Source organism: Alcanivorax sediminis (genome assembly GCF_009601165.1).
Classification (GTDB): Bacteria; Pseudomonadota; Gammaproteobacteria; order Pseudomonadales; family Alcanivoracaceae; genus Alcanivorax; species Alcanivorax sediminis.
Window position 1 is genome coordinate 1,002,980 of record NZ_WIRE01000001.1, and the last position, 23,575, is coordinate 1,026,554.

24 protein-coding genes are annotated in these 23,575 nt (G+C 59.0%); 15 read left to right on the forward strand and 9 right to left on the reverse strand.

The window, feature by feature from the left end:
- Positions 1-48 precede the first annotated feature (48 nt).
- From GFN93_RS04460 to GFN93_RS04475, 4 genes are all read left to right on the forward strand, one after another.
- Positions 49-1,329 (forward strand): imelysin family protein, encoded by a 1,281-nt coding sequence (locus GFN93_RS04460; RefSeq protein WP_153499259.1) that lies wholly within the window; start codon positions 49-51, stop codon positions 1,327-1,329.
- 123 nt (positions 1,330-1,452) lie between these two features.
- The gene (locus tag GFN93_RS04465; RefSeq protein WP_153499261.1) at positions 1,453-2,862 is read left to right on the forward strand and encodes a di-heme oxidoreductase family protein; all 1,410 of its coding nucleotides are present in this window, start codon (positions 1,453-1,455) and stop codon (positions 2,860-2,862) included.
- 37 nt (positions 2,863-2,899) lie between these two features.
- Positions 2,900-3,922, forward strand: a complete 1,023-nt coding sequence (locus GFN93_RS04470) for an imelysin family protein (protein ID WP_153499263.1) — start codon at positions 2,900-2,902, stop codon at positions 3,920-3,922.
- Between the two features lie 179 nt (positions 3,923-4,101).
- On the forward strand, positions 4,102-5,211 hold the full coding sequence (locus tag GFN93_RS04475) for a DUF1513 domain-containing protein (RefSeq protein ID WP_208993720.1): 1,110 nt from the start codon (positions 4,102-4,104) through the stop codon (positions 5,209-5,211).
- Positions 5,212-5,388: 177 nt separating this feature from the next.
- Here the strand turns inward: GFN93_RS04475 and GFN93_RS04480 are convergent, their stop codons facing one another.
- The 3 genes from GFN93_RS04480 to GFN93_RS04490 form a co-directional block, all read right to left on the reverse strand.
- Positions 5,389-6,840 (reverse strand): protein adenylyltransferase SelO, encoded by a 1,452-nt coding sequence (locus GFN93_RS04480; RefSeq protein WP_153499265.1) that lies wholly within the window; start codon positions 6,838-6,840, stop codon positions 5,389-5,391.
- A 65-nt stretch (positions 6,841-6,905) separates the two neighbouring features.
- Positions 6,906-7,082 carry a Flp family type IVb pilin gene (locus tag GFN93_RS04485; RefSeq protein WP_153499267.1) on the reverse strand — a complete coding sequence of 59 codons (177 nt, stop codon included), beginning with the start codon at positions 7,080-7,082 and terminating at the stop codon, positions 6,906-6,908.
- Between the two features lie 122 nt (positions 7,083-7,204).
- Positions 7,205-8,227 carry a putative solute-binding protein gene (locus GFN93_RS04490; RefSeq protein ID WP_153499268.1) on the reverse strand — a complete coding sequence of 341 codons (1,023 nt, stop codon included), beginning with the start codon at positions 8,225-8,227 and terminating at the stop codon, positions 7,205-7,207.
- Positions 8,228-8,692: 465 nt separating this feature from the next.
- Here GFN93_RS04490 and GFN93_RS04495 point away from each other — a divergent pair, with 465 nt between their 5' ends.
- Positions 8,693-9,799, forward strand: a complete 1,107-nt coding sequence (locus GFN93_RS04495) for a GGDEF domain-containing protein (RefSeq protein ID WP_194285744.1) — start codon at positions 8,693-8,695, stop codon at positions 9,797-9,799.
- 23 nt (positions 9,800-9,822) lie between these two features.
- On the opposite strand, the gene GFN93_RS04500 is transcribed toward GFN93_RS04495, so the two are convergent.
- Positions 9,823-10,713, reverse strand: coding sequence for a haloalkane dehalogenase (locus tag GFN93_RS04500; protein ID WP_153499272.1), 891 nt, complete (start codon positions 10,711-10,713; stop codon positions 9,823-9,825).
- Positions 10,714-10,903: 190 nt separating this feature from the next.
- Here GFN93_RS04500 and GFN93_RS04505 point away from each other — a divergent pair, with 190 nt between their 5' ends.
- Entirely contained in the window at positions 10,904-11,809 is a 906-nt protein-coding gene (locus tag GFN93_RS04505; RefSeq protein ID WP_153499274.1) for a recombination-associated protein RdgC, read from the forward strand.
- Positions 11,810-11,958: 149 nt separating this feature from the next.
- Here the strand turns inward: GFN93_RS04505 and rloA3 are convergent, their stop codons facing one another.
- Positions 11,959-12,528 carry a retropepsin-like aspartic peptidase RloA3 gene (rloA3, locus tag GFN93_RS04510; RefSeq protein WP_153499276.1) on the reverse strand — a complete coding sequence of 190 codons (570 nt, stop codon included), beginning with the start codon at positions 12,526-12,528 and terminating at the stop codon, positions 11,959-11,961.
- 177 nt (positions 12,529-12,705) lie between these two features.
- On the opposite strand from rloA3, the gene GFN93_RS04515 reads away from it, so the two are divergent.
- From GFN93_RS04515 to GFN93_RS04525, 3 genes are all read left to right on the forward strand, one after another.
- Positions 12,706-13,401: an esterase/lipase family protein gene (locus tag GFN93_RS04515; protein ID WP_153499278.1), complete on the forward strand. Its 696-nt coding sequence runs from the start codon at positions 12,706-12,708 to the stop codon at positions 13,399-13,401.
- A gap of 1 nt (position 13,402) precedes the next feature.
- On the forward strand, positions 13,403-13,621 hold the full coding sequence (locus GFN93_RS04520; RefSeq protein WP_328594245.1) for a DUF1653 domain-containing protein: 219 nt from the start codon (positions 13,403-13,405) through the stop codon (positions 13,619-13,621).
- A gap of 263 nt (positions 13,622-13,884) precedes the next feature.
- Positions 13,885-15,246 (forward strand): DEAD/DEAH box helicase, encoded by a 1,362-nt coding sequence (locus GFN93_RS04525; RefSeq protein WP_153499282.1) that lies wholly within the window; start codon positions 13,885-13,887, stop codon positions 15,244-15,246.
- Between the two features lie 307 nt (positions 15,247-15,553).
- Here the strand turns inward: GFN93_RS04525 and GFN93_RS04530 are convergent, their stop codons facing one another.
- The 3 genes from GFN93_RS04530 to GFN93_RS04540 all read right to left on the reverse strand — a co-directional run bounded on the left by GFN93_RS04530 (position 15,554) and on the right by GFN93_RS04540 (position 17,981).
- A complete protein-coding gene (locus GFN93_RS04530) occupies positions 15,554-16,309 on the reverse strand; it encodes an SDR family oxidoreductase (protein WP_153499284.1) in 756 nt (251 codons plus the stop codon).
- A 164-nt stretch (positions 16,310-16,473) separates the two neighbouring features.
- Positions 16,474-17,151, reverse strand: coding sequence for a histidine phosphatase family protein (locus GFN93_RS04535; protein ID WP_153499286.1), 678 nt, complete (start codon positions 17,149-17,151; stop codon positions 16,474-16,476).
- Positions 17,151-17,981: an SDR family oxidoreductase gene (locus GFN93_RS04540; RefSeq protein WP_153499288.1), complete on the reverse strand. Its 831-nt coding sequence runs from the start codon at positions 17,979-17,981 to the stop codon at positions 17,151-17,153. The genes GFN93_RS04535 and GFN93_RS04540 overlap by 1 nt, the downstream gene beginning before the upstream one ends.
- Positions 17,982-18,127: 146 nt before the next feature.
- On the opposite strand from GFN93_RS04540, the gene GFN93_RS04545 reads away from it, so the two are divergent.
- Positions 18,128-19,039, forward strand: a complete 912-nt coding sequence (locus GFN93_RS04545; RefSeq protein ID WP_153499290.1) for a LysR family transcriptional regulator — start codon at positions 18,128-18,130, stop codon at positions 19,037-19,039.
- A 142-nt stretch (positions 19,040-19,181) separates the two neighbouring features.
- Here the strand turns inward: GFN93_RS04545 and GFN93_RS04550 are convergent, their stop codons facing one another.
- Entirely contained in the window at positions 19,182-19,667 is a 486-nt protein-coding gene (locus GFN93_RS04550; RefSeq protein ID WP_153499292.1) for a winged helix-turn-helix transcriptional regulator, read from the reverse strand.
- 113 nt (positions 19,668-19,780) lie between these two features.
- Between GFN93_RS04550 and GFN93_RS04555 the strand changes: the two genes are divergently transcribed.
- From GFN93_RS04555 to GFN93_RS04575, 5 genes are all read left to right on the forward strand, one after another.
- Positions 19,781-20,506, forward strand: a complete 726-nt coding sequence (locus tag GFN93_RS04555; RefSeq protein WP_153499294.1) for an SDR family oxidoreductase — start codon at positions 19,781-19,783, stop codon at positions 20,504-20,506.
- A 122-nt stretch (positions 20,507-20,628) separates the two neighbouring features.
- Positions 20,629-21,213, forward strand: a complete 585-nt coding sequence (locus tag GFN93_RS04560; RefSeq protein WP_153499296.1) for a 2-hydroxychromene-2-carboxylate isomerase — start codon at positions 20,629-20,631, stop codon at positions 21,211-21,213.
- A gap of 56 nt (positions 21,214-21,269) precedes the next feature.
- Complete coding sequence (locus GFN93_RS04565) at positions 21,270-22,514, forward strand: RNA polymerase sigma factor (protein ID WP_153499298.1); 1,245 nt, start codon at positions 21,270-21,272, stop codon at positions 22,512-22,514.
- Between the two features lie 94 nt (positions 22,515-22,608).
- Positions 22,609-23,088, forward strand: coding sequence for a YybH family protein (locus GFN93_RS04570; RefSeq protein ID WP_194285745.1), 480 nt, complete (start codon positions 22,609-22,611; stop codon positions 23,086-23,088).
- Positions 23,085-23,480: a YciI family protein gene (locus GFN93_RS04575; protein WP_153499301.1), complete on the forward strand. Its 396-nt coding sequence runs from the start codon at positions 23,085-23,087 to the stop codon at positions 23,478-23,480. The genes GFN93_RS04570 and GFN93_RS04575 overlap by 4 nt, the downstream gene beginning before the upstream one ends.
- Positions 23,481-23,575: the final 95 nt, after the last annotated feature.

Below are 23,575 nucleotides of genomic sequence, written 5' to 3' on the forward strand. Positions count from 1 at the left end.
TTTTGCCTGCCCGCCCGTTTACTGTCGTACCCCGATTGAGGAAAGTCTATGTTGACCCGTGTTGCGGCCGGAGGGCTGCTGTTGTCTTCCCTGTGGATTGCCGGTTGTAGTGATGAGGCGCCTGTGGCGCCTGCTGCCCCCTACGATGAGGCGCAGGCCCGTCTGGTGGTGAGTCACTACGGTGAGCTGGCGCTGGCTGCGTACAGCGATGCGCTGGCGCAGGCGCGGGACATGAAGACTGCCATCGACACCCTGCTGGCAGACCCCTCCGAGGAGAACCTGGCGGCAGCGCGGGATGCCTGGCGAGCGGCACGGGTGCCTTACATGCAGACCGAGGTGTTCCGCTTTGGCAACCGGGTGGTGGATGAATGGGAAGGGCAGGTAAATGCCTGGCCGCTGGATGAGGGGCTGATCGATTATGTGGACGACAGCTATCAGGCGGTGATGGGTAATCCGGGAGCGCGCGCTAACATCATCGCCAGTGATTCCCTGACCATTGGTGAAGAGACACTGGATCTCACCGAACTGGATGGTGAGTTGCTCGCCAGCCTTAACGAGCTGGGTGGTTCGGAAGTGAATGTGGCCACCGGCTATCACGCCATCGAATTCCTGCTCTGGGGGCAGGATCTGAACGGCACCGACAATGGTGCCGGTGAGCGTCCTGCCACCGATTTCGCCACCGATGCGCAGGCTACCGGTGGGCATAACGCACGTCGTCGCGCTTACTTGAGTGCCGTCACGGACCTGTTGATTGATGATCTGGAATTCATGGTGGCCCAGTGGCAGTCCGGCGCGGAAAACTATCGCGCCGAGCTGGAAGCGGATGCGGTGAAGAACGGCCTGCGCAAGATGCTGTTCGGCATGGGTAGCCTGTCACTGGGTGAGCTGGCGGGTGAGCGCATGAAGGTCGCGCTGGCGGCCCACTCCCCGGAAGACGAGCATGACTGTTTCAGCGATAACACCCATTTCTCGCACTTCTATAACGGCAAGGGCATCCGCAATGTGTACCTGGGCGAGTACCAGCGGGTGAATGGCGAGACCCTGACGGGGCCCTCGCTGAGTGATCTGGTGGCAGCCCGTGACGCGCAGGTGGACAGCCAGTTGAAAGAAGAACTGGCCGCCTCGGAAGACGCCCTGCAAGTGCTGGTGGACAGCGCGGCCAACGGGGTGCACTTTGACCAGCTGATCGCCCCGGGTAATGCAGAGGGTGCTGCGGTGATCAACGGTGCGATCAATGCCCTGGTGGTGCAGACTGGCGGGATCGAGAAGGCCGCCCTGGTGCTGGATATCCAGGCGCTGAACCCGGATACCGCCGACCACCAGTTCTGATGAATATTGACCTGTGAAGGTGACACCGCCTTGCGGAGGGCTTGCGCTACTCCCGCTAACGCGGTGTTCTCATACGGCCTGGTTTTGACGCCATGGGAACGTACTACCTGTAACGCTATAAGGATGCCTGTCTTGCGCAATGCCATACTGACTCTTTCCCTGGCGGCCTTGCTGGTCGCCTGTGATCAAGGCCCCACATTCACTGAGGCAGAACCGGGAGAACACCTGTCGGCGGGTGAGGGCACCGTCACCAAGACCGACCAGAATGCTTTCTCGTTGCCGCTGGCCAACCTGTCGCCCACCCGGCGGCTGGATTTCAGCGTAGGTAACAGTTTCTTTCGCAACCCCTGGGTGATCGCGCCGGCCTCCACCGATGCCCGTGATGGTCTGGGGCCGCTTTTCAATACCAACGCCTGCCAGAACTGTCATATCAAGGACGGCCGAGGCCACCCCCCCGGGCCGGAGGCCAAACAGGCGGTGTCCATGCTGGTACGGTTGTCGGTGCCAGCGGGTGAGGGCGATGATCTGACCCGCAGTGGCCTCGTGGCCGAGCCTAACTACGGGGGCCAGTTCCAGGATGCGGCCATTCCCGGCATTGCACCGGAAGGGCGTGTCCGCGTGGAGTACGAACCGCTGGTCATGACGTTTGCCGATGGCCATGAGGTGGAGCTGCGCAAGCCGCGGTTGTCGTTCAGCAATCTGACCTATGGTGACATGCATCCTGCCACCCTGTTCTCAGCCCGGATTGCGCCGCCGGTGATCGGCCTGGGCTTCCTGGAAGCCATTAGCGATGAAGATCTGTTGGCGAATGCCGATCCAGAGGATGCCGATGGAGATGGCATTAGTGGCCGAGCCAATCTGGTATGGGATCGTGCTACCGGGACGCTCAAGTTGGGACGATTTGGCTGGAAAGCCGGGCAGCCCAGCCTGCGTCAACAAAATGCAGAAGCCTTTGCTAATGACATGGGGCTGACGAGTCACCTTGTACCAACGGATTCCTGCGCGCCGAGCCAAAGCGACTGCCTGGCGTTACCGCATGGCGGCACCCCGGAAGTCAGTGACGAGATCCTCGATAACGTGACCTTCTATACTCGTAACCTGGCCGTGCCGGCCCGCCGCGATGTGGATGATCCCCAGGTGCTTAAAGGCAAGAGTCTGTTCTTCCAGGCTAACTGCCAGGGTTGTCACGTTCCCAGCTTTACTACCCCGGCCAACGCCCCGGAGCCCGAGCTGGCCAACCAGACTATCCGTCCCTACACCGACCTGCTGCTGCACGATGTGGGCCCGGGGCTGGCTGATGGTCGTCCGGAGTTTCTTGCCAACGGGCAGGAATGGCGCACACCTCCGCTGTGGGGGATTGGGCTCACCGAAGCGGTTAATGGGCATACCCAGTTCCTGCATGATGGCCGGGCGCGCAACCTGATGGAGGCCATTCTCTGGCACGGGGGTGAAGCGGCTGCTTCGAGGGACAAGGTGCTGACATTCGATGCTCAGCAACGCGAAGCGTTGTTGGCGTTTCTCAACTCGCTTTGATCTGGCGTTTGTTATGAAGGTGCATGGAGTTCTGCGAATGCGTGCTGTGATGATCCTGCTGCTGGCGGGGCTGGTGTCAGCCTGTAGTCACCCTCGCCAGGAAGTGACCGGTCAGCTGACTCATCAGGTATTACTGCCGGCCCATCAGCAGTGGCATGACAGCAATGCTGCGCTGCTGGTGGCGACCCAGGGGTATTGCGCCAGTGAACTGGATCTTGCTGCGCTCAAGCAGAGTTTCTACCGCTCCCTGCAGGGGTGGGCGCATCTGCAGCCACTGATGATCGGCCCGTTGGCGGAGGGCAACCGCAGCTGGCAAGTCCAGTTCTGGCCTGACAAGCGCAACCTGGTGGCGCGACAGGTGGAAGCCTTGCTGGACGCAGCCTCCTCCCTTGACCAGCAGGCGCTGGAAAACGGTAGTGTGGTGGTGCAAGGGCTCAGTGCTTTCGAGTACGTGGTATTTGATGACAGCGTGGACCTGGAAAAGCAGTCCGAACGTTATTGCCCACTGCTGACCGGTATCGCCCGGCATCAAGTGGCTTTGTCCGCGCAAGTGCTGTCGTTGTGGGAAGGTCCGGATGGCATGACCGCCATGCTCACCACGTTCCCCAACGCGCGCTTTGCCAATGTGGATGAAGCGTTGGGCAGCATTCTGCGTACCCAGATCACCGCGGTGGATACTCTCAAGAAAAAACTGGGCGTGCCCATGGGGCGTCTTAACAAGGGGGTGCCGCAGCCCTGGCAGGCGGAAGCCTGGCGTAGCCAGCACTCCATCAGCAACCTGCAGGCGTCCTTGTCCGGGGCCCGTGCGGTATGGGAGCGGGTGCGGTCTCTTGTTGGCGATACCCAGCTGGTCACCCGCATTGATGCGGCCTACGAAAATACCGCACAGAAACTGGCTGGATTGTCAGAGCCTCTGGTGCTGCTGGTGCAGCACAAGGACAACCAGCTACGGCTGCAATCACTCTATGACAGCCTCGATAACCTGGAGACCCTGCAGCAGATTGAGCTGGCCCGTGATCTGGGGATTCAGCTGGGTTTCAATGCCAATGACGGGGATTAGAAGCAGTAGCGAGTGACGAGTTTCGAGTTGCGAAAATCAAAGGCACAAACCTTTCGTCTTTAGTGGGCCTGGGTTTTGCTCTTCGAAACTCGCAACTCGCAACTCGCAACTCGCAACTCGCTTCGCTCCAGCTACCCTGTACTTGAACGCCTTCCATTGCGGTTTATGATGAGGACGCCATGACACTGACACGACGACATCTTCTTGGCATGGGCGCTGCGCTGGGTGGTGCGGCGGTGCTGGGTGGCTGGGCGCTGTGGCAAGGACGAGGAGGGCCGTCCCCACTGTTGTTGTCGGCACGAAATGATGAGGCCGGACAGCATTATTGTGCGGGGTATTTTCTGGATGGCCGCCGTGCCTTTGCCACGCCGGTGGCGGAACGCTGTCACGATGTGGCCCTTCATCCCATTCTGCCGCTGGCCCTGTTCGTGGGCCGTCGCCCTTCCCGGGAAAGCTACCTCATCGACCTGCGCGATGGCCGCGTGTTGCAGACGCTGCAGAGTCAGCCGCAGCGACACTTCTATGGCCATGGGGTGTTTCACAAAGAGGGCGACTGGCTCTATGCCACCGAAAACGACCTGGATGAGCCGGGCCGGGGGGTGCTGGGTCGTTATCGGCTGAATCGGAACACGCTGGAGCTGATTCATGACGGGGAGGTGCCTACCCATGGCGTCGGACCCCATCAGCTGGCCTGGATGCCGGATGGTGAGTCGCTGGTGGTGGCCAACGGCGGTATCCGCACCGAAGGAAGTCGCGAGAAAAAGAACCTGGACAGCATGGCGCCCAGCCTGGTGGTCATGGATCGCCATGGTGAACTGCACAGCAAGGAAACCTTGCGCCACCAACAAAGCAGCATCCGTCATCTGGCGGTGGCCGATGATGGTACGGTGATCACGGGGCAGCAGTTTCAGGGCGAGGCCTGGGAGTCGGTGCCGTTGCTGGCGGTGAAACGTCCTGATCAACCCTATCAGCCGTTCCCGGTATCCGCATCACAGCTGGCGATGATGGATCAGTACACCGCCAGCATTGCCATTCACAGTCAGCGTCGTCAGGTGGCCATGACCGCGCCGCGGGGCAACCGGTTCTTTGTCTGGGATCTGGATAGTGCAGAGACGCTGGTGGATGTGCCCATGGCCGATTGTGCCGGTGTTGGTGTGGTGGGCGACGGTTTCGCGGTCACCTCCGGTCAGGGCCGCTGTCGTTACTTCGGCTATCGAGACGGCCAGGTGACCAGCCACTGGCTCGACCTGCCCGCCGGCTGGTGGGACAACCACCTGCGATTGCGCTAGGGGCGAGTGACGAGTTTCGAGTTGCGAAAATCAAACGCGCAGCAGTCTTTCGTCTTTAGCGGCCCCGGGTTTTGCTCTTCGAAACTCGAAACTCGAAACTCGAAACTCGAAACTCGAAACTCGAAACTCGAAACTCGAAACTCGAAACTCGAAACTCGAAACTCGAAACTCGCATTTCTACGTCCCACAAAACGTAGCGCACACCACCTCATCATCACCCGGTGGCTGCCCATAGGGGTCCGCGCTGTCCCGCTCGTCATAGGGATTGGCCAGTGCGGCGAGCAGGGATTCGATCACGCTGAGGTCTCCTTCTTCTGCCGCCCGTAGCGCCTTGTCCACCTGGTGATTGCGCGGAATGACGGCGGGGTTGCTGCTGCGCATCAGTTCCCAGGCGTGTTCGCGCCCTTGCGGGCTGCGGTCCAGCCGTTCCAGCCAGCGGCTATGCCAGGCCGCAAAGGCGTCATTGTCATAAGGCTGCCCATGCAGTGAAGCGCCGCCGATCAGTCCCCGGAACGTGTTGGTGTAATCCGCTTTGTGAAGTTGCATCAGCGACAGCAAGTCTTTTGCCAGCGTTTCATCTTCCGGTTCGCAGCCGGTCAGCCCCAGTTTGTTTCGCATCATGGCCAGCCAGCTTTCATCCCAGAGCTCGCTGTAGGCTTTGAGGCGTTCGGTGGCGATCTCCACTGCGCGATCCACATCCTCATCAATGTGGGTGAGCAGGGTTTCGGCAAAGCGGCCCAGATTCCATTGGGTAATGCTGGCCTGGTTGCCGAAGGCATAGCGACCCTGATGATCAATCGAGCTGAATACCGTGTCGATGTCGTAACCATCCATGAAGGCACAGGGGCCATAGTCGATGCTCTCACCACTCAGGGTGACGTTATCCGTATTCAGCACCCCATGAATAAAGCCCACCCGCATCCAGTGGGTGACGAGTTCGATCTGTCTGGCCATGACCGCATCCAGTAAGGCCAGGGCCGGGTTGTCACTGTCAGCCTGCTCCGGGTAATGGCGCCTGAGGGTGTACTTGATCAGGGTGTCCATCAGGGCCGGGTCCTGCTGCGCGGCGGCGTACTGGAATGTGCCGACTCGCACATGGGAGGCGGCCACGCGGGTCAGAATGGCGCCGGGGAGCCCCTGCTCCCGGTAGACCGGTTCGCCGGTGGCGGTCACGGCCAGGCTGCGGGTGGTGGGAATACCGAGCGCATGCATGGCTTCACTGATCACATATTCGCGCAGCATCGGGCCCAGTGCGGCGCGGCCGTCGCCGCCACGGGAAAAGGGGGTGCGGCCAGCGCCTTTCAACTGGATGTCCAGCCGTTGGCCATCCTTGTTGAGATGTTCACCCAGCAGAATAGCGCGGCCATCGCCGAGCATGGTCAGCCGTCCGAACTGGTGGCCGGCATAGGCCTGGGCGAGCGGGGTGCTGCCGGGGATGGCTCCGTTGCCGCTGAACCAGTCGGGTTTTTCCGCCAACGCCTTGCCATCAAGGCCCAGTTCCTCGGCCAGCAAATGGTTGAACAGCACCAGGGAGGGGTCGGCTACCGGCTGCGGGTCGCAAAGGGAAAAAAGGGGCTCGGGCAGCTGGCTGTAGCTGTTATCGAACTGGAAGCCGAACGTCTGGCTCATGGTCACTCCGCCACAGAATAAAGACGGTCACAGAGTAACAGAGGCTGGACAGGATCCGCAGGGGATTACATGCCGTTTTGCTTCATGGAGGATTCAGCGCCCCGGAACAGAGTGAGCACTTCGTCACCCACCAGCAGGATGATGGCAATGGCAGCGATAGAGATCAGGGAAGCGAGGATGGCATATTCCACGATGGTGGCGCCGTCTTCTTCGCGCAGGAAGCGTGCAAGCAGGTGTTTCATGGTACCTCCGGTTAATCCATTAACCTTGTTGGCCCCAGCATAGGCGGGCTGAACAAATTTCACCAGCCTGCTTGTCGGGAGGGAGGCAAGAGGCCGCCGGGAAAACCCGGCGGCCGTCAGCGTTACTCCTGGGGGTTTACACACTCGGCGCGGGAACCATCCAGTTTGCAGCGGACCTTCAGAAGCATGCTCATCATGTCCTTGTTGTAGATGCCTTCTTTGGTCAGGGCGATGCGCGACTGACGGTTCATCTCGTCATAGGCAATACGGTTTTTCTCAGTCATCGGGATCCACCACTTGTCATCGATCTCGCTGGCGGCGTTATCAATCAGCTTCATGGCGCGGTCAAACTGGCCGTACATGAACTCGCGGGACTTCTGGCCGTAACCTTCAGGGAAGCGATCCTTGCGCAGGATGACCTGGGCGCTGAGCTGGCCGAGTACATAGTTGAGGATGCCGCCGTCCGGTGCCATGCCCTTGTACAGTTCAAGAGCGGAATACCCCATCACCGGAGCGAAGCAGATGTCCACGGAACCGTTGTTGAAGCGGGTGGAGAAATTGGTGATGTCGGACATCACCGGTGACATGCCCACACCGGAGGCCAGCTTGGCTTGGGCGCTATCGTATTCGAGTACGGCAATGGATTTACCCGCCATTTCCGGCACGGTATCAATGGATTTGTCTTTCATGAACAGGTAGGCCGCGCCAAGGGGGGCGACACCACCCACTTCATAAGGGCCGGAGACCAGGTGCTGATTGACGCTGGGATTGCCACTGGCGATTACCGAGATCACGGTGCGCATGGCATCGTAGCTGGGGATGGCGCCGATGGAATCCATGCTGCCGGTGTAGCTGTTGAACTGACGACCCCGGATGCCGGTGAGCACGGCAGCGTCACACTGGCCGGCTTTCAGATCCTCAGAAGCAATCTTCTCATCGGTGTAGGGCTTCAGGTCCACATCCACGCCCCACTGCACGGCTGCGGTCTTGTAATCCTTCATGATGTTGTAGGTGTCACCATTGGCGCCAATGATGTCGAACACGCAAATGGTGCGCTTCATCCCGGTTACTGCCATGGCATTGGTGCTGAGGACCAGTGCGGCAGCGGCGGCCATGGTTTTCAGGATTGTTGTTGTTCTGCTCATGTTGCTCTCCACTAGAATTTCGGTACAGAAAAGAAAACTGGGCGATTTTCAGGTCATGTTTCCCATGAAGTGCATTTTGTTGGGTAAACAGGAAGGCTGCTGTGGTGTCCTTGTTGTCTAGTGTCTAGCGAATTGTTTCCTGTGTTGGGCTAGTGTTATCGATGACGTGATCTTCACGGCGGAAGGGAAAAGGCGGTATCAGCACGGGGAGGGGCTATTGGCGTGCCGGTGGAGGAGACAGGGGGAGCCGGGGAGCCTGGTCTTGATGGCAGGGCGTAAAAGCAAAAGATTCCGATTACTGGTCGCCTGCCCGGTATGGGCGCTTTTAGCGCCGCTCGTGTGCGTCGTTATAACTGCCATAATGATTGAAACAGTGTGTTCCAGGTCACGCGAATAATGAGAAAAAGGCCAGCCAGTCTGTTAGCGCTTTACCGGTTGCTCGAATGGAGCGACAGGGATAAATGTTTGCTGCTCTCAGTGGCGTTATTTGCCTATATGAGTTTCGTGTTTGTCTGGCATCTATTCACCATTCATTTCACCTCTTTTGCGGAACGCTTTGTCTCTCCCGAAGGGGCTGAGGTGATGTCCCAGGTGATGCAGCTCAATGTGGCGGGCTGGCTGGTGCTGATCCTCTGGGGAGCAGCACTGCGCCGCTGGCGGCGGCACTCTGTATTCTACCCGGCCATCTTCATGTCGTTTTTCAGTATCGGTTTCCTGCTGCTGGGCTGGACCATTGGTCTCTACAGTCCCATGACGGGGATGGTGCTGGTGGGCTCGCCTCTGGTGGGCTTTATTCTGTTTGGCTTTCCGCGGGTGGCCTGGAACTTTGCCTTTACCGTGCTGGTGGTGTTGTTGCTGGCGTGGCTGTCGGTGCAGGGGTACAGCGTTCATGCCATCTACTTCGTTAAATACCCTATTTCCCAGGATCTGCTGTCCTACTACTGGATTGCCAGTACCGTGGCCTTCATGGTGCCCTTCATCACGGTGGTTATCATTCTGGTGGCCTTGCTGCTGCGTCGCTGGGCCTATCGGGAGGCGCAGGTCCGGGATCAGGCACTGCATGATCCCCTGACCGGTCTCGCCAACCGTCGTGAATTGTTTGTGCGCTTCGGCAACGAACTGGCCCGTGCGCGCCGCACGGAGCAGCCGTTGGGGGTGTGCCTGATGGATCTGGATCACTTTAAGCGTATCAATGATACATACGGACACGGGATCGGAGATGAGGTGCTGGTGAGGGTGGCGGAGGTGCTCCGTCACTGCCTGCGTGAAACCGATCTGGTAGGGCGTATTGGCGGGGAAGAGTTTGTGCTGTTGCTGCCGGACACAGAGCTTGGCGGCGTGGAAAGTGTCATCGAGCGCTGCCGGGCCAGTATTGAGCGTTCACCGGTCACGCTGGAAGACGGTTCACCGTTACTGGTATCCGCCAGCTTTGGTGTGGTGATCTATGAAAACGGGGAGGAAATCAGCGCCAACGAGCTGATCTCCCGAGCCGACGAAATGCTCTATCGAGCCAAGGCCGCCGGGCGCAACCGGGCGGAGTTCTGGTCCGGTGGCGCCGTTGCCGCCTGCTGAGATCGAGTGATTCCCGCCGAGGCTTAATCCATTCCTGCCAGTAGAGTGTTGATGGCCCGGGCAAACACCACCGGGGAATCTTCCTGAAGAAAGTGCCCTCCCACCAGGGTCTGATGCGGCTGCCCCTTGGCCCCGGGAATACGCTCCTGCATGTACTTATCGCCCCCCCGGGTAATGGGATCGCCATTGCTGAAGGTGGTGAGGAAAGGTTTCTCCCATTTCTCCAGCACTTTCCAGGCCGCCCGGTTGGCCTCGCTGGCCGGATCATTCGGGGTCACCGGTACCAGTTTCGGAAAGGCTCGTGCGCCCGCCTTGTACTTGCGATTCGGGAAGGGCGCATCGTAGGCACGGCGCTCGTCCGGGCTCAGCTTGCGGAAGGTGGCGGAGTCGAGGATACGGGCAACCGGAAAAATCGGGCTGTAGATGGCGAAATTTTTCCACAGATGGAACGCCTTCGGGACTTGCTGGTCGCCGGTGGGCAGCATGCCGTTACCCACGACAATGGCCCGGAAGCGATCCGGATTTTCTGCCGCCAGCCGTAAGCCCAGCAGTGATCCCCAGTCCTGACAGACCAGTGTGATGTCGGTTAGCTGCAGTTGCTCCAGCAGGGACTGCAGCCAGTCCATGTGGCTCTGGTAGCTATAGGCGTTGATGTCGGTGGGCTTGTCGGACTTGCCGAACCCGATCAGATCCGGGGCGATTACGCGATGCCCGGCGGCGGCACAGATCGGGATCATGTGCCGATACAGATAAGACCAGGAGGGCTCTCCGTGAAGCATCAGGATGGGTTTGGCGTCAGCGGGCCCTTCATCCAGGTAGTGCATGCGCAGGCCGTCCACCTCCACATAGTGGGGGGCGAAGGGGTAGTCCAGCAGGCGTTCAAAGCGGCTATCAGGGGTGCGCAGGTAATCCATGAAAACTCCTGGAGGTCAGTACCTGCCTATTGATGCCACAAATGTGCCTGTCATGACAGGCCAGTCGCTTGCTGGTTTGCTGATCAGTTGTTGCCATATCGCTTGAGGCGCGCAGGGCATTTCGCTACTGTGGCCGACCCTCCGTGTTTTGGTGGCGCCTTTTCTCGCCCCCGCTATTGGATACAAGACTATGTGGATCAAGAACCTGATTGTGTATCTGGGCGATGAGCCCTTTTCCTTCTCCGTGGCAGAGCTGGATGAGATTCTCTCCAATCATCGCTGCCAGCCCTGCGGCAGCCAGACCTTGCGCTCAGAGGGCTTTGTACCGCCTCTGAAAGGCCAGGATCCCATGGCCTATGCCGTGGATGGATTCATCTATTGCACCTATCAGGAAACGTCCCGTCTGTTGCCTGGTCCGGTGATCAAGGAACTACTGGATGAGAAGGTGGAGTACATCCAGGAAGAAGAAGGCCGTAAAGTGGGCCGCAAGGAAAAGGCCGAGCTGAAAGAACAGATTACCTTTGAACTGATGCCACGCGCCTTTACCCGCTCCCGTCGCACCAACCTGTTGATCGATACCCAGCGCAAGCGTGTGCTGGTGGATGCCTCCTCAGCCACCCGCGCCGAAGAAGTCGTTGCCTGCCTGCGCAAGGCCATTGGCACTTTGCCGGTGGCCTATCCAGCCCCCAACTCGGCCCCTTACACCAGCTTCAGCAACTGGCTGCGCGATACCAAGCTGCTCCCGGAAGGCTTCACTCTGGGTGACCGCTGTGAACTGAAGGGGGTAAAGGATGAAGGCGCTGCGGTAAAGTTCACCGCCGTGGATCTGGGTCAGGAAGAAATCCTCGCGCATCTGGAAACCGGCATGGTGGTCACCCGTATCAACCTGGCCTGGCAGGATAATCTGGAGCTGGACGTGAATGACAAGCTGGAGATCAAGCGCATCAGGGCGCTGGATCTGCTGCAGGAAAATATCGACAGCCTGGATGCCGACGATGCAGTCGCTGAACTGGAAGCGCGTATCAGCCTGCAGGGCAGTGTGTTGCGCGAGGCGCTGGACGGGCTATTCGGGTATTTCGAGGTGAATCCGGCTTAACAGCAGAAGCGAGTAACGAGTTTCGAGTTGCGAAAAACACAAGATTAAGGAAAAACCCTTCGCCTATGGCCGGGCCGGGTTTTGCTCTTCGAAACTCGAAACTCGAAACTCGAAACTCGAAACTCGCTGAGTCTGACGACTAACGCTTTTTAGTCATCACTGTCGTTAACGTCCTTCTGGTCCTTATCCAGCTTCACCGGTGACGTGTCGTTGCACCCCGGTTCCTGCAGGTAGGTGCGGGTCACATCCAGGTAGCCCAGGTGGGCGATGGTGCGGCGTCCCAGCAGTACCGGATAGAGCATGTCGGAGCGGTCGTTCAGGGTGAACTGCTCTTCGTAGACGGTGTCGCCCATACACAGCTGCATCAGCACCACCGGGCGGCGATCCTCACCACCGGCACCACGAATCAGCACCTTGCGATAACGCGGTTTCTCGAACGTCCTGGACACCTGCTTTCCGGTGGCCTGATCTTTCACATTGACTGTGAAGCGCACCCACTTGTCACCCTCACGCTCAAACACCTTGATGTCGGTGGCATGAAGGGAAGAGGTCAGGGCGCCGCTGTCCAGCTTGGCTTTCAGTTTCACCCCCCAGGGCATCAGGGTGGTGCGCTCGACCCAGCCAAACACGTTCTTGCTCTCTTCAGCCTTGCGGGCCATGGCTTGGCTGGTGCTGCACATCAGGAGCAGGGAGATCAGGGCAATGACGGGTTTCTGCATACGTTCCTCTAGACCGGTTTGAGCATTGGTTGGCCATTGTGACTGATGTCGGCGGGCTGTGTTCCCCGACAGGCCGGTTGAGCCAATCGCCAGCCGCACTATTTAACGGTTTTTTGCACAGGGTACCATTCCTGTTTGATCCAGGGTGCCTGGAGACGACGAATGCGGAGCAGGAATATGAACAACAAGCTCTCCCCCCCGGCCATTGGCCTGTTACTGGGTGAAAGCCGCGCCATGCTGTCCTATGGCCGTTATCTGGTCAGAGGTCTGGGCCATCGACAGCTGCCCACCGGGAACGGCCAGCCGGTGCTGGTGCTGCCTGGTTTCGGCGCCAGTGATGTGAGTACCCGGCCCCTGCGGCGCAGCCTGGGCCGGCTGGGTTACAGCAGCTATGGCTGGGCCCAGGGCACCAATACCGGCATGAACAGCAAGCGCCGCGACATGTTGGTGACCCAGTTGCACGCCATTCACGCCCGTCATGGCCAGCCGGTGACCCTGGTTGGCTGGAGCCTCGGCGGCGTATTCGCCCGTGAATTGGCGCGGGTGTTTCCGGAGCGGGTCAGCCAGGTGTTCACTTTGGGCAGCCCCATCAATGGCGACCCGGAGGCCAACAATGTGTCGGCCTTGTTCAAGCTGTTCAATCCAAAGCATCAGAACCCGGACCGAGAGGCCTTCTTCGAGCGTATCCCGGCGCCGCCGGTTCCTTGCACGGCCATCTATACTCGCCAGGACGGCATTGTGAGTTGGCGGTGTTGCCTGGAGAATGACGGCCCCATGACCGAGAACGTTGAAGTGACAGGCACCCATGTGGGCCTGCCCTGGAACCCCCAGGTGCTGGCGGCCATTGCCGAGCGCCTGGCACGAGGAGCATGAAGTGACGGAACTGAAGCCTGGCCGCTATCGCCACTACAAGGGAAATGATTACCAGGTGATTGGGCTGGCCACCCATTCAGAAACTGAAGAAGTCCTGGTGGTTTACCATCCGCTGTACGGCGACCGGGCACTGTGGGTGCGCCCGCTGACCATGTTCACCGAAACCGTGGAGAAGGATGGGCAGGTGATTCCGCGCTTTGCGTGGATTGCCGACGAGTAGCTCCCCCCTTGACGCTGCCGTGAGAGTGTCGCTGCCGGTGCGATGATGGTGGCGCAGTATCGAGTTGCGAGGAGCGAGATGCGAAAATCAAAACCTCACAGCCCTGGCCGGTTTGTGATTTTCGCATCTCGCGTCTGGTCACTCGTTGCTTGTCTGTCACCAGCGCGCCGTCGGTAAGTCTCCCTCAGACGGTGAGGTGCGTTTAGCAAGCCATCCCCATCGATACCCGCTACAATGCCCCCTCAACCCCGGAGCCCTATCCCATGTCCACCTTTGCAGATCTCAATCTTCATGAGCGCCTGGTGCGCGCCCTGACCGAACTGGAAATCACTGAACCGACCCCGGTGCAGTCGGCAGCGATTCCCGAGGCGCTGGCAGGACATGATCTGCGGGTAATTGCCCGGACCGGCAGCGGCAAGACCGCGGCCTTCCTGCTGCCCTTGCTGCACGGTCTGTTGCAGCACTCTCGTCCGCGTACCGATACCCGCGCCCTGATTTTGCTACCCACCCGCGAGCTGGCCCAGCAGACGCTCAAGCAGGTGGAGGCACTGGCCCGGTACACCTTTATCAAGGCGGAACTGGTCACCGGCGGTGAGGACTTCAAGGTGCAGGCGGCCAACATGCGTCGCAACCCCGAGATCCTCATCGGCACGCCGGGGCGTCTGATCGAGCATCTGGAGGCGGGTAACCTGATGCTGGGGGATCTGGAAGTGCTGGTGCTGGATGAGTCCGACCGCATGCTGGACATGGGCTTCAGCGAGGATGTGATGCGACTGGCCGCGCTGTGTCCGGAAGAGCGCCAGACGCTGTTGTTCTCAGCCACCCGTGGCGGCAATGCCATGGACCGTGTCGCACAGAACGTGCTGCGTGAGCCAAAGTTCCTGTTGCTCGATACCGTGCGTGATCTCAACGAATCCATTCGCCAGCAGATCATCACCGTGGATGATGTGGCGCACAAGGAACGCCTGGTGCAGTGGTTGCTGGCCCACGAGACCTATGACAAGGCGGTGATTTTTACCAACACCCGTGAGCAGGCCGACCGACTCGGCGGCGTATTGCGCACGCCAAGCTTGAAGGTGTTCGTACTCCACGGCGAGAAAGACCAGAAGGATCGCAAGCTGGCCATGGACCGCCTCAAGGATGGCGGTGTGCGCGTGCTGGTGGCCACCGATGTGGCGGCCCGCGGTATTCATGTGGATGGCCTGGATCTGGTGATCAACTTCGACATGCCGCGCAGCGGGGATGAATACGTTCACCGTATCGGCCGTACCGGCCGGGTGGGCGGTGAAGGCACTGCGATCTCGTTGATTCCTGCCCACGAATGGAACCTGATGGCGAGCATCCAGCGTTATCTTCGGCAGAATTTCGAGTTCCGCATCGTCGAAGAGCTGAAAGGCAAGTTCCTCGGCCCGAAGAAGTTGAAGGGCAATGGCAAGGCGGCGGGCAGCAAGAAGAAAAAGCTGAAGAAAAAGACCGATGGCAAGAAAGGTGGCAAGAAGCCGCTGAAGAAAAAAGTGTCGCCGAAGAAAGCCGATGGCCCGCGCAAAAGCCGGCCTGACGTCCCGGATACCAAGGGCGGCTTCGCCACCGTCAAGAAGCGCAAGAACCCGGGCTCGATCGATTAAGGCAGTTAACAGTTAACAGTGAATAGTGAATAGTGAATAGCGGCGCGATAGCGCGCGGTTGTTGTTTCAACGTAAGAGGCCGCGCCCAAGCTTTGGGCGCGGCCTCTTACGTTAAAGACACAAGGAAATGGTTCCCCTGAGTTGAGCTTTTCTAGGAACGTAGCGTAGCGAATAACAGGTGTTCCTACAGTGTCTTCAGGTGTTGCAGGAGGCGCCTTCGTCTGGTCGCGGCCTCTCCCCTCTCAGCCATCCCGAAAACAGAACGCGAACTATTAACTGTTCACTATTCACTGTTAACTGCCCTTAATCATCCCATCAATTTATCAACAACCCGGAGCGGGAAGTTGCGCATGGCCACGCCCATGGGCGCCCAGGGCCAGGCAGGTACGGCTGCGTTCATCACTTCTTTCTCGATATTTTTTACCAGCGCCTTGCAGCCGGTTTCTGTATCCACAATGAACGGTGTGTTCTTCAGCTTCTCGTTGATTTCCGAACGAATGAAGCCGGGGAACAAGGTGGTGACCTTGATGGGGGTGTCGGCCAGTTCCATCTGCAGGCCCTCTGCCAACATCGCCACGCCCGCCTTGGTGGCGGCATAGGTGGTGAGATTGCGCTTCATGCCGCGCATGGCGCTCATGGAAGACACTATCACCAGGTGACCACTGTTCTGGGCCCGGAAAATTTCCATGGCGGCTTCCATCTGTGCCAGGGCTGCCACGAAATTGACCTCCGCAGTTTGACGGTTGGCATGAAAGTAGCCGGTACCCAGCGGCTGGCCCTTGCCCACGCCAGCATTGACGATCACGCGATCAATCCCGCCCAGCTCGGTGCGGAAAGCATCGAACACCGCGAACACCTGATCATAATCCGCCACGTCGAGTGGCTTGATCAGCACCCGGATATCGGGGTGTTTCGCTTCCAGTTCTGCTTTCAGTTTTTCCAGTCGGTCCACGCGTCGTGCACACAGTGCCAGATTGCGCCCCTTGGCGGCGAAGATGCGAGCCATGCCTTCGCCAAGGCCGGAGCTGGCGCCGGTGATGAGGATGTTCTTGCGGATGGGCATGGTTTTTTCTCCATAGAAGGCTTTAGCAAAGGCGCCGCTTGAGACAATGCCCGGGCGCAGCAATTGAGTAGCGAGTTTCGAGTGACGAGTTGCGAAAATCAAAAGCGATAAAGAAAGACCTTTGGCTTTTAGCTAGAGCCGGTTTTGCTCTTCGAAACTCGTATTTATCGATACGTCACCTGCTCCGTCGGCAGATGCAAATGTTCGTTCACCGACACTAGCCGCAATGAGCCTGCATTCACAACCAGTCTTGTCACACTGGTGTTGATCAGTGTGCGGTTCCAGGTAAGCAGGGCCTCGTCGTTCAGTTGCATCAGATGCTGGATGATGACGCTGATGGCGCCGCCGGAGGTGAAGACCAGCGCGCTGTCGCCCTTGCTCAGGCCGTTGCCAAGGCTATAGATGCTGGCCAGTACCCGCTCACGGAACTGGGGCCAGCTTTCGCTGTAGTTGTCCTTTCCCTGTTGCCAGCGACGCACGGCTTGCTCGAAGCGTTGCTGGAATACCTTGCGGGGGTTTGGCTGGGTGCCGAGCCAGGCGGTGACTTCACCATGGTCTGCGGCCATGGGCCAGTCCAGCGCCAGGATTTCCTTGTGGTTGTACTCGTTGAACCCGGTATCGGTGCGCCACTGAGCCGGCAGGCCCAACTCGTTGAGTGTGGCTTCGGCGGTCTCGGTGTGGCGGCGCATGGTGCCGCAGATGGCCAGGGGCACCCCCAGATCCTGGGTTTGCATGGCGCGGCCGAGGATGCGGCTCTGTTCCCAGCCCTGCTCGGAGAGTTGGTCATAGTCAGGCTTGCCAAAGCTGGCCTGACCATGGCGAACCAGGTAGATCACCGGCATCAGGCAGATTCCGCCTTCTTGATCTGGTGCTCCATGCGGCTGGCGCTGTCACGCATGACCCGGCGAAACAAAACGGGGACAAAGCGTTTGATGAACCAGGCGCGGCGGGCACTCTTGTGCGGAATCAGCATGAACTGCTTGCGGGCCACCGCCTGTTTGATCTTCTCGGCGATCTGCTCTGCGGTGAGTTCGTCACTGGACAGTAACTTGTCGACCATCTCCACCATCCCCGGCTCCGGTGAGCGAACTGATTCATGCAGGTTGGTGCGGAAGAAACCGGGGCATACCACAGTGCAGCCAATGTTATGGATGGATAGCTCGTTACGCAGGGTTTCCGACAGGGCAATGACCCCGGCCTTGGTCACGTTATAGCTGCCCATCACCGGGGCATTCATCAGGCCCGCCAGAGACGCGATATTGACGATATGGCCGTGGCCCTGACGCTTCATCATCGGCACAAACACCTTGCAGCCCCGTACCGGGCCTTTCACGTTGATATCGAAAATCCAGTCCCAGTCCGCCATGTCACCACGATCGATCCGGGCGGCGGCCGCAACGCCGGCGTTGTTGACCAGTACATCAAGGCCGCCCCAGTTCTGCTCGAGCCATTCCCGTGCAGCATTGAAGCTGGCGGCATCGCGCACATCCAGATACTGAAATTCCACCGTGCCGGGCAAGGCTGACAGGGCCTGCATCGTTTCCCGGCCGCGTTCTTCATTTACGTCACCGATAAACACCCGGGCGCCGTCTCTGGCCCAGGCCTCCGCCATGGCGCGCCCCAGTCCGGAGGCACCCCCGGTAATCAAGATACGTTGCGAGTTCTGGCCCATGATTTGTCCTGTGTTTGCGGGGTTTCGGCCGCAGGCCGGGCGTCCCGCGTCAGGCATCCGGCGTCATGCAGCTATCCATTGACCGATGCTAGTAAGCAGGTTTCAATTAATCAAATGAATTACCAACATGAAAACGGATTAGTTTCATGCATGTTTCGCGCTTTGATCTCAATCTCTTCGTGGTCTTCGATGCCATTTACACGGAAGGGTCGCTGACCCGTGCTGCGAAGGTACTGAACCTGACGCAGCCGGCAGTCAGCCATGCGTTGGGGCGTCTGCGTGATCGTCTTGATGACCCCCTGTTTGTCCGTCAGGGCAGTCGGATGGTACCCACCGCCCGGGCGCGGGCCATGATCAGTCCGGTGCGGCATTCCCTGGGTGGTTTTCAGCGTTGTCTTAGTGACGAGGGGGGCTTTGATGCGGCAGAAGCCGAGCGCACCTTCGTGCTTGGCCTGCGTGATGGTCTGGAAGGGTGTCTGCTACCGCCGCTGATGGCGCAAGTGATGAATGAGGCACCGGGGGTGAAACTGCAATCACTGACCATCCGCCGCCGCCAGATGGCCACGGAGCTGGCCAGTGGGCGGCTGGATCTGGCCTGCGATGTGATGCTCGCCATGCCGGAAACCATTGAACACGTGCCGGTGTTGTCCGGCCCCATGGTGGTCATGATGAGGGAAGGACATCCGTTGTCGGAAGGCATGGACCTGCCTGCCTACCTGGCAGCGCAGCATGTGTTGGTGTCGTCCCGCCGCGAAGGGCCAGGGCTGGAAGATTTCGGGCTGGCGCGGCTGGGTTACCGGCGTCATATCCGCATGCGTTGCCAGCACTACCAGGCAGCCATCAGTACCGTTCAGCAAACTGATCTGTTGTTGTCGCTACCGGCCACCCTGGCCGGCCGCCTGTCCCGCGAAGCCATGACTATCCAGCCCTTGCCAGCCGAACTCAGCGATCTGGAAATGCATCTGTACTGGCACCGGGACCAGAGTGGTGACCCTGCTCATGGCTGGTTGCGGGAAAAGGTGTTGGGGCTGCTGCGGGAGCAGCAGGAAGGCAGTTAAAGGCAGTGAATAGTTAACAGTGAATAGTGAACAGCAGCGCGATAGCGCGTTATTGTGACTGCAATGTTTAAGGCCGCGCCCGGATTTCGGACGCGGCCTTTTGCGTTTTAAAATAATAAAAAATAAACAAATACTTGGCAGGTTATGCCGGTCGGGCACTGTTCACTAAAAGCTTTCCTTCAAATCCCGGGCTCTCTTCCACTCGCACCTCATTGGCCTTCACGGTCTCGCCGCATTGGCGGCATTGCAGCTGGGCTTCCAGAGTGTGACCGCAGGTTGTGTGGATGCGGTTGAGCGGAGCGCCGTGCTCGCCGGCCAGATACTTGTCGCCCCACTGGGCCAGGTGCACGATCACCGGGTACAGGTCCTTGCCTTTCACCGTCAGGCGGTATTCATGGCGCAGGGGCCGTTGCTGGTACGCCACCTTTTCCAGAATGCCACCTTCGGTCAGCTTGCGCAGCCGGTCGCTCAGCACATGACGGGTGACTCCCAGACGCTGCTGAAAATCGTCGAACCGTCTGACCCCGAGAAAGCAGTCCCTCAGCACCAGCAAGGTCCAGTTGTCGCCCACAATTGCCAGTGTGCGAGCCAGTGAGCAGGGTTGTTGATCGATATCTTGCCAGCGCATGAAAATCTCCCGAAAGATGGCTCTGATCATACCCGGTTGACGAGTTCCAAAAAAGAACCCACTATTAGTTCCTAATTGGAACTAACCAGGGCCGGGCCTGTGGGGAGAGAAAAATGAGTCATGCAGCCATGCTGGTGATTGGTGCCGGTGATGCCACCGGCGGTGCCATTGCAAAGCGCTTTGCCCGTGAGGGTTATCGGGTCTGCGTCACCCGTCGTACGGAAGAGGCAGTGTCACCGCTGGTGGAGTCCATTCAGCAGGACGGTGGCTGGGCGAGGGGCTTTGGCTGCGATGCCCGTGATGAAGAGGCCATGACCGCCCTTTTCGATACCATCGAGCAGGACGTGGGGCCGCTGGAAGTGGTGGTATTCAACATCGGCGCCAACGTGATGTTCCCGATCCGCGAGACCACGACACGGGTTTATCGCAAGGTCTGGGAGATGGCCGCCTTTGCCGGTTTCCTGGCCGGCAGGGAGGCGGCCAGGGTGATGGTGCCACGGCAGAAAGGCACCATTATTTTCACTGGCGCCACCGCATCGCTGCGCGGCAGCAGCGGCTTTTCAGCTTTTGCCAGCGCCAAGTTTGCACTGCGGGCGCTGGCCCAGAGCATGGCTCGCGAGCTCGGTCCCCAGGGAATTCATGTGGCGCATCCCATTATTGATGGCGCCATTGATACGGCGTTTATTCGCGACAATTTTCCGGCCATGTATGCCAAAAAAGCGCAAGACGGCATCCTCAATCCCGAACACATTGCCGACAGTTATTGGATGCTCCACCAGCAGCCCAGAGATGCCTGGACCCACGAACTGGATCTGCGCCCCTGGATGGAAACGTTTTAATCATCACGGCATGCATCACGCCGCACAAGAATGAAAACATCAGCATGGCCTTTCTCTGCAGATCTTTCTGCATAGGACGTGCAATAAAGTGGAATCGCAACGACACAATAAAGGACACGTAAATGAGCAAGACAGTCGAGTTTATTTTTGATGTGGGCAGTCCGACGGCCTACCTGGCCTGGACCCAGCTGGAAGCGATGTGTGATCGCACCGGTGCAGAACTGCAACTGACTCCGGTGTTACTCGGCGGCATTTTCAAGGCCACTGGCAATAACCCTCCCGGCGCGGTGCCGGCCAAGGGCATGTACATGATGAGAGATCTGGCCCGTTACGCGCAGCGTTATCAAGTGTCGCTGAACATGAACCCGCATTTCCCGGTGAACACCCTGATGCCCATGCGAATCGTTACGGCTGCCATCGGCACGCCGGAGCTGAATGCCGTCGTGAAGGCACTCTATGACGCCATGTGGAAAAGCCCCTGTAAATTGTCGGAGACGGAGGAGCTGACAAGAGTGTTGAGCGAAGCGGGGCTGGATGCGGAGCACTGGTTGTCCCGGGCCGCAGATGAATCGGTGAAGGACACGCTGAAAGCCAACACTGAAGCGGCGGTCAAGCGTGGTGTCTTCGGCGCGCCAACATTGTTTGTGGGTAACGAGATGTTCTTCGGCCAGGATCGTCTGGATTTTGTGGAAGAGGCACTGGCCTGACGGCGGTGACTGATTGACACTCTGGCATTCCATGAAGCATTGGCAGGGACGCAGGAATGCCTTTAGCCGTTGAACAGCAGATCCAGACCGTTTTCGCCGAGCAATCCCGGCGGGTGCTCGCCACCCTGATCCGATTACTGGGCGATTTCGATCTGGCTGAAGATGCCTTGCAGGAGGCGTTCCTAGCGGCCCTCAGGCAGTGGCCCGAGGAAGGCATTCCGGACAAGCCGCGTGCCTGGCTGGTTTCAGCTGGCCGCTTCAAGGCCATCGATCAATTACGCCGTCGCGCCCGTTACCATGAGATTCTTCAGCAACAGGCGGACGCGCTTGCGGCCCAGGCCGTGGTGAGCATGGAGGAGGAGCAGGTCGGCATCGAAGATGATCGCCTGCGCCTGATCTTTACCTGTTGCCACCCCGGGCTGGCTCAGGAAGCGCAGGTCGCCCTGACCTTGCGTGAGGTGTGTGGCCTTACCACCGAGGAGATCGCCAGCGCCTTCCTGCAGAAAACCCCCACCGTGGCTCAGCGTATTGTGCGCGCCAAGGCCAAGATTCGTGACGCCGGTATTCCTTATGAGGTGCCCGAGGGCGAAGACTTGTTGTCCCGTCTTGAGTCGGTGCTGCAGGTCATCTACCTGGTCTTCAATGAAGGCTACCTTTCTGCATCGGCGGATCAGCCGCTGCGTCATGATCTGGGTGATGAAGCGATTCGTTTGGCTGAACTGCTGAATGCGTTGTTACCGGAACCGCAACCGGAAGCGCTGGGGTTGCTGGCATTGATGCTGTTGCACCATGCCCGCCGTCATACTCGCCTGGATGCCGAGGGCGAGCTGGTTTTGCTGGAGGAGCAGGATCGTAGTCAGTGGGACCGCGAGGATATTGCACGCGCCGATGGTCTGATCCGTCACTCCCTTTCCAGCCAGCGCTTTGGCCCCTACACCCTGCAGGCCGCCATTGCCGGTATCCATGCCCATGCGCCGTCAGCGCAAGAAACAGACTGGCAGGAAATTGTCGGTCTCTATGATCTCCTGCATCAGCATATGCCCACCCCGGTGGTCGCCCTGAACCGGGCGGTGGCTGTGGCCATGCGTGATGGCCCGGAAGTCGGGTTAAAGGAGCTGGAACGATTGATGAAAGCGCCGGCATTGCAGCAATACCATCTGGCTCATGCCGCTGTGGCGGATATGCATCGGCGGCTGGGCAATCATCAGCAGGCTCACCGGGACTATGAGCGGGCCCTGGCCCTGACCAGCCAGCCCGCTGAGCAGCGGTTTCTGCGTCGGCGGATGGCACAGTTGGCCTGATGCGTATTCCGGGCAAAAAAATAATTTAGCCCTGTCGAAAGGCGGTCTCCCGGTTCGATTCATGGATAACACCAACAGTATCAGGGAGAGACCCATGACACGCTCAGTACATCAGGAAAAGGTCATTCGCGATTTGACTGCCGGTTGGGTGGCCGCGATTGGTGCGCAGGATGGTGAGGCCGCATTGGCCTTCTATGGTCCGGATATCCGTTCCTTCGACGTCATCCTGGACCAGCAGGTAAGGGGAGCGGACGATTATCGGGACCATCTGGCGCGATGCATGCTGTTATGTAACGGTGAGCCGGTATTCGAGATGTATGATCTGGAAGTCTCGGTAGAGGGCGACTTGGCGGTCTGCCACGGCATGATTCACTGTGGTTGTGAAGATGAAAATGGTGAGATGAAGACCGGCTGGATGCGCGGCACTTTGGTGTGGCGATGTGAAGAGGGCCGTTGGCAGATTTGCCATGAGCATCTGTCCAATCCTTTTGATCCCTGCAGTGGTGAATTGATCATGGAGTGGCGACCACAACATCAGCCTCAACTCCTGCCTCGGATGGAGAAAGCATCATGAAATATTTATGTCTGGTCTATTACAGCGAAGCGGAAATGCAGAAGCGCGGCGATGATCACTGGCAGTCGCTCAACGGTGAGTGTCAGGCCTGCAGCCAGGGGTTGCAGGAGGCGGGCGTGATGCTGGACGGTTCTGCACTGCAGCCCGTGGCGACGGCTACCACGGTGCGGGTTCGCGATGGCCAGGTCAGTGTGACCGATGGCCCCTTCGCGGAGACCAAGGAGCAGTTGGCCGGGTTCTATCTCATCGAAGCCCGGGATCTGAATGATGCAATCCGGGTGGCAGGCAAGATTCCGCCGGCCCGCTACGGCAGTATTGAGGTGCGTCCGGTGCGGGATATTTACGACGCTTCCTCCGATGCAGTGCCTTATGCCGATGCCCTGAGGTCCTGACCAAATTTGTATTACCGGTACAAAAGCGTCATTGAGTAAAGGGGGGCCTCGTCGTAGCCTTTTGCCATATTTCCCGTGGTAATCAGTCAGCAGGA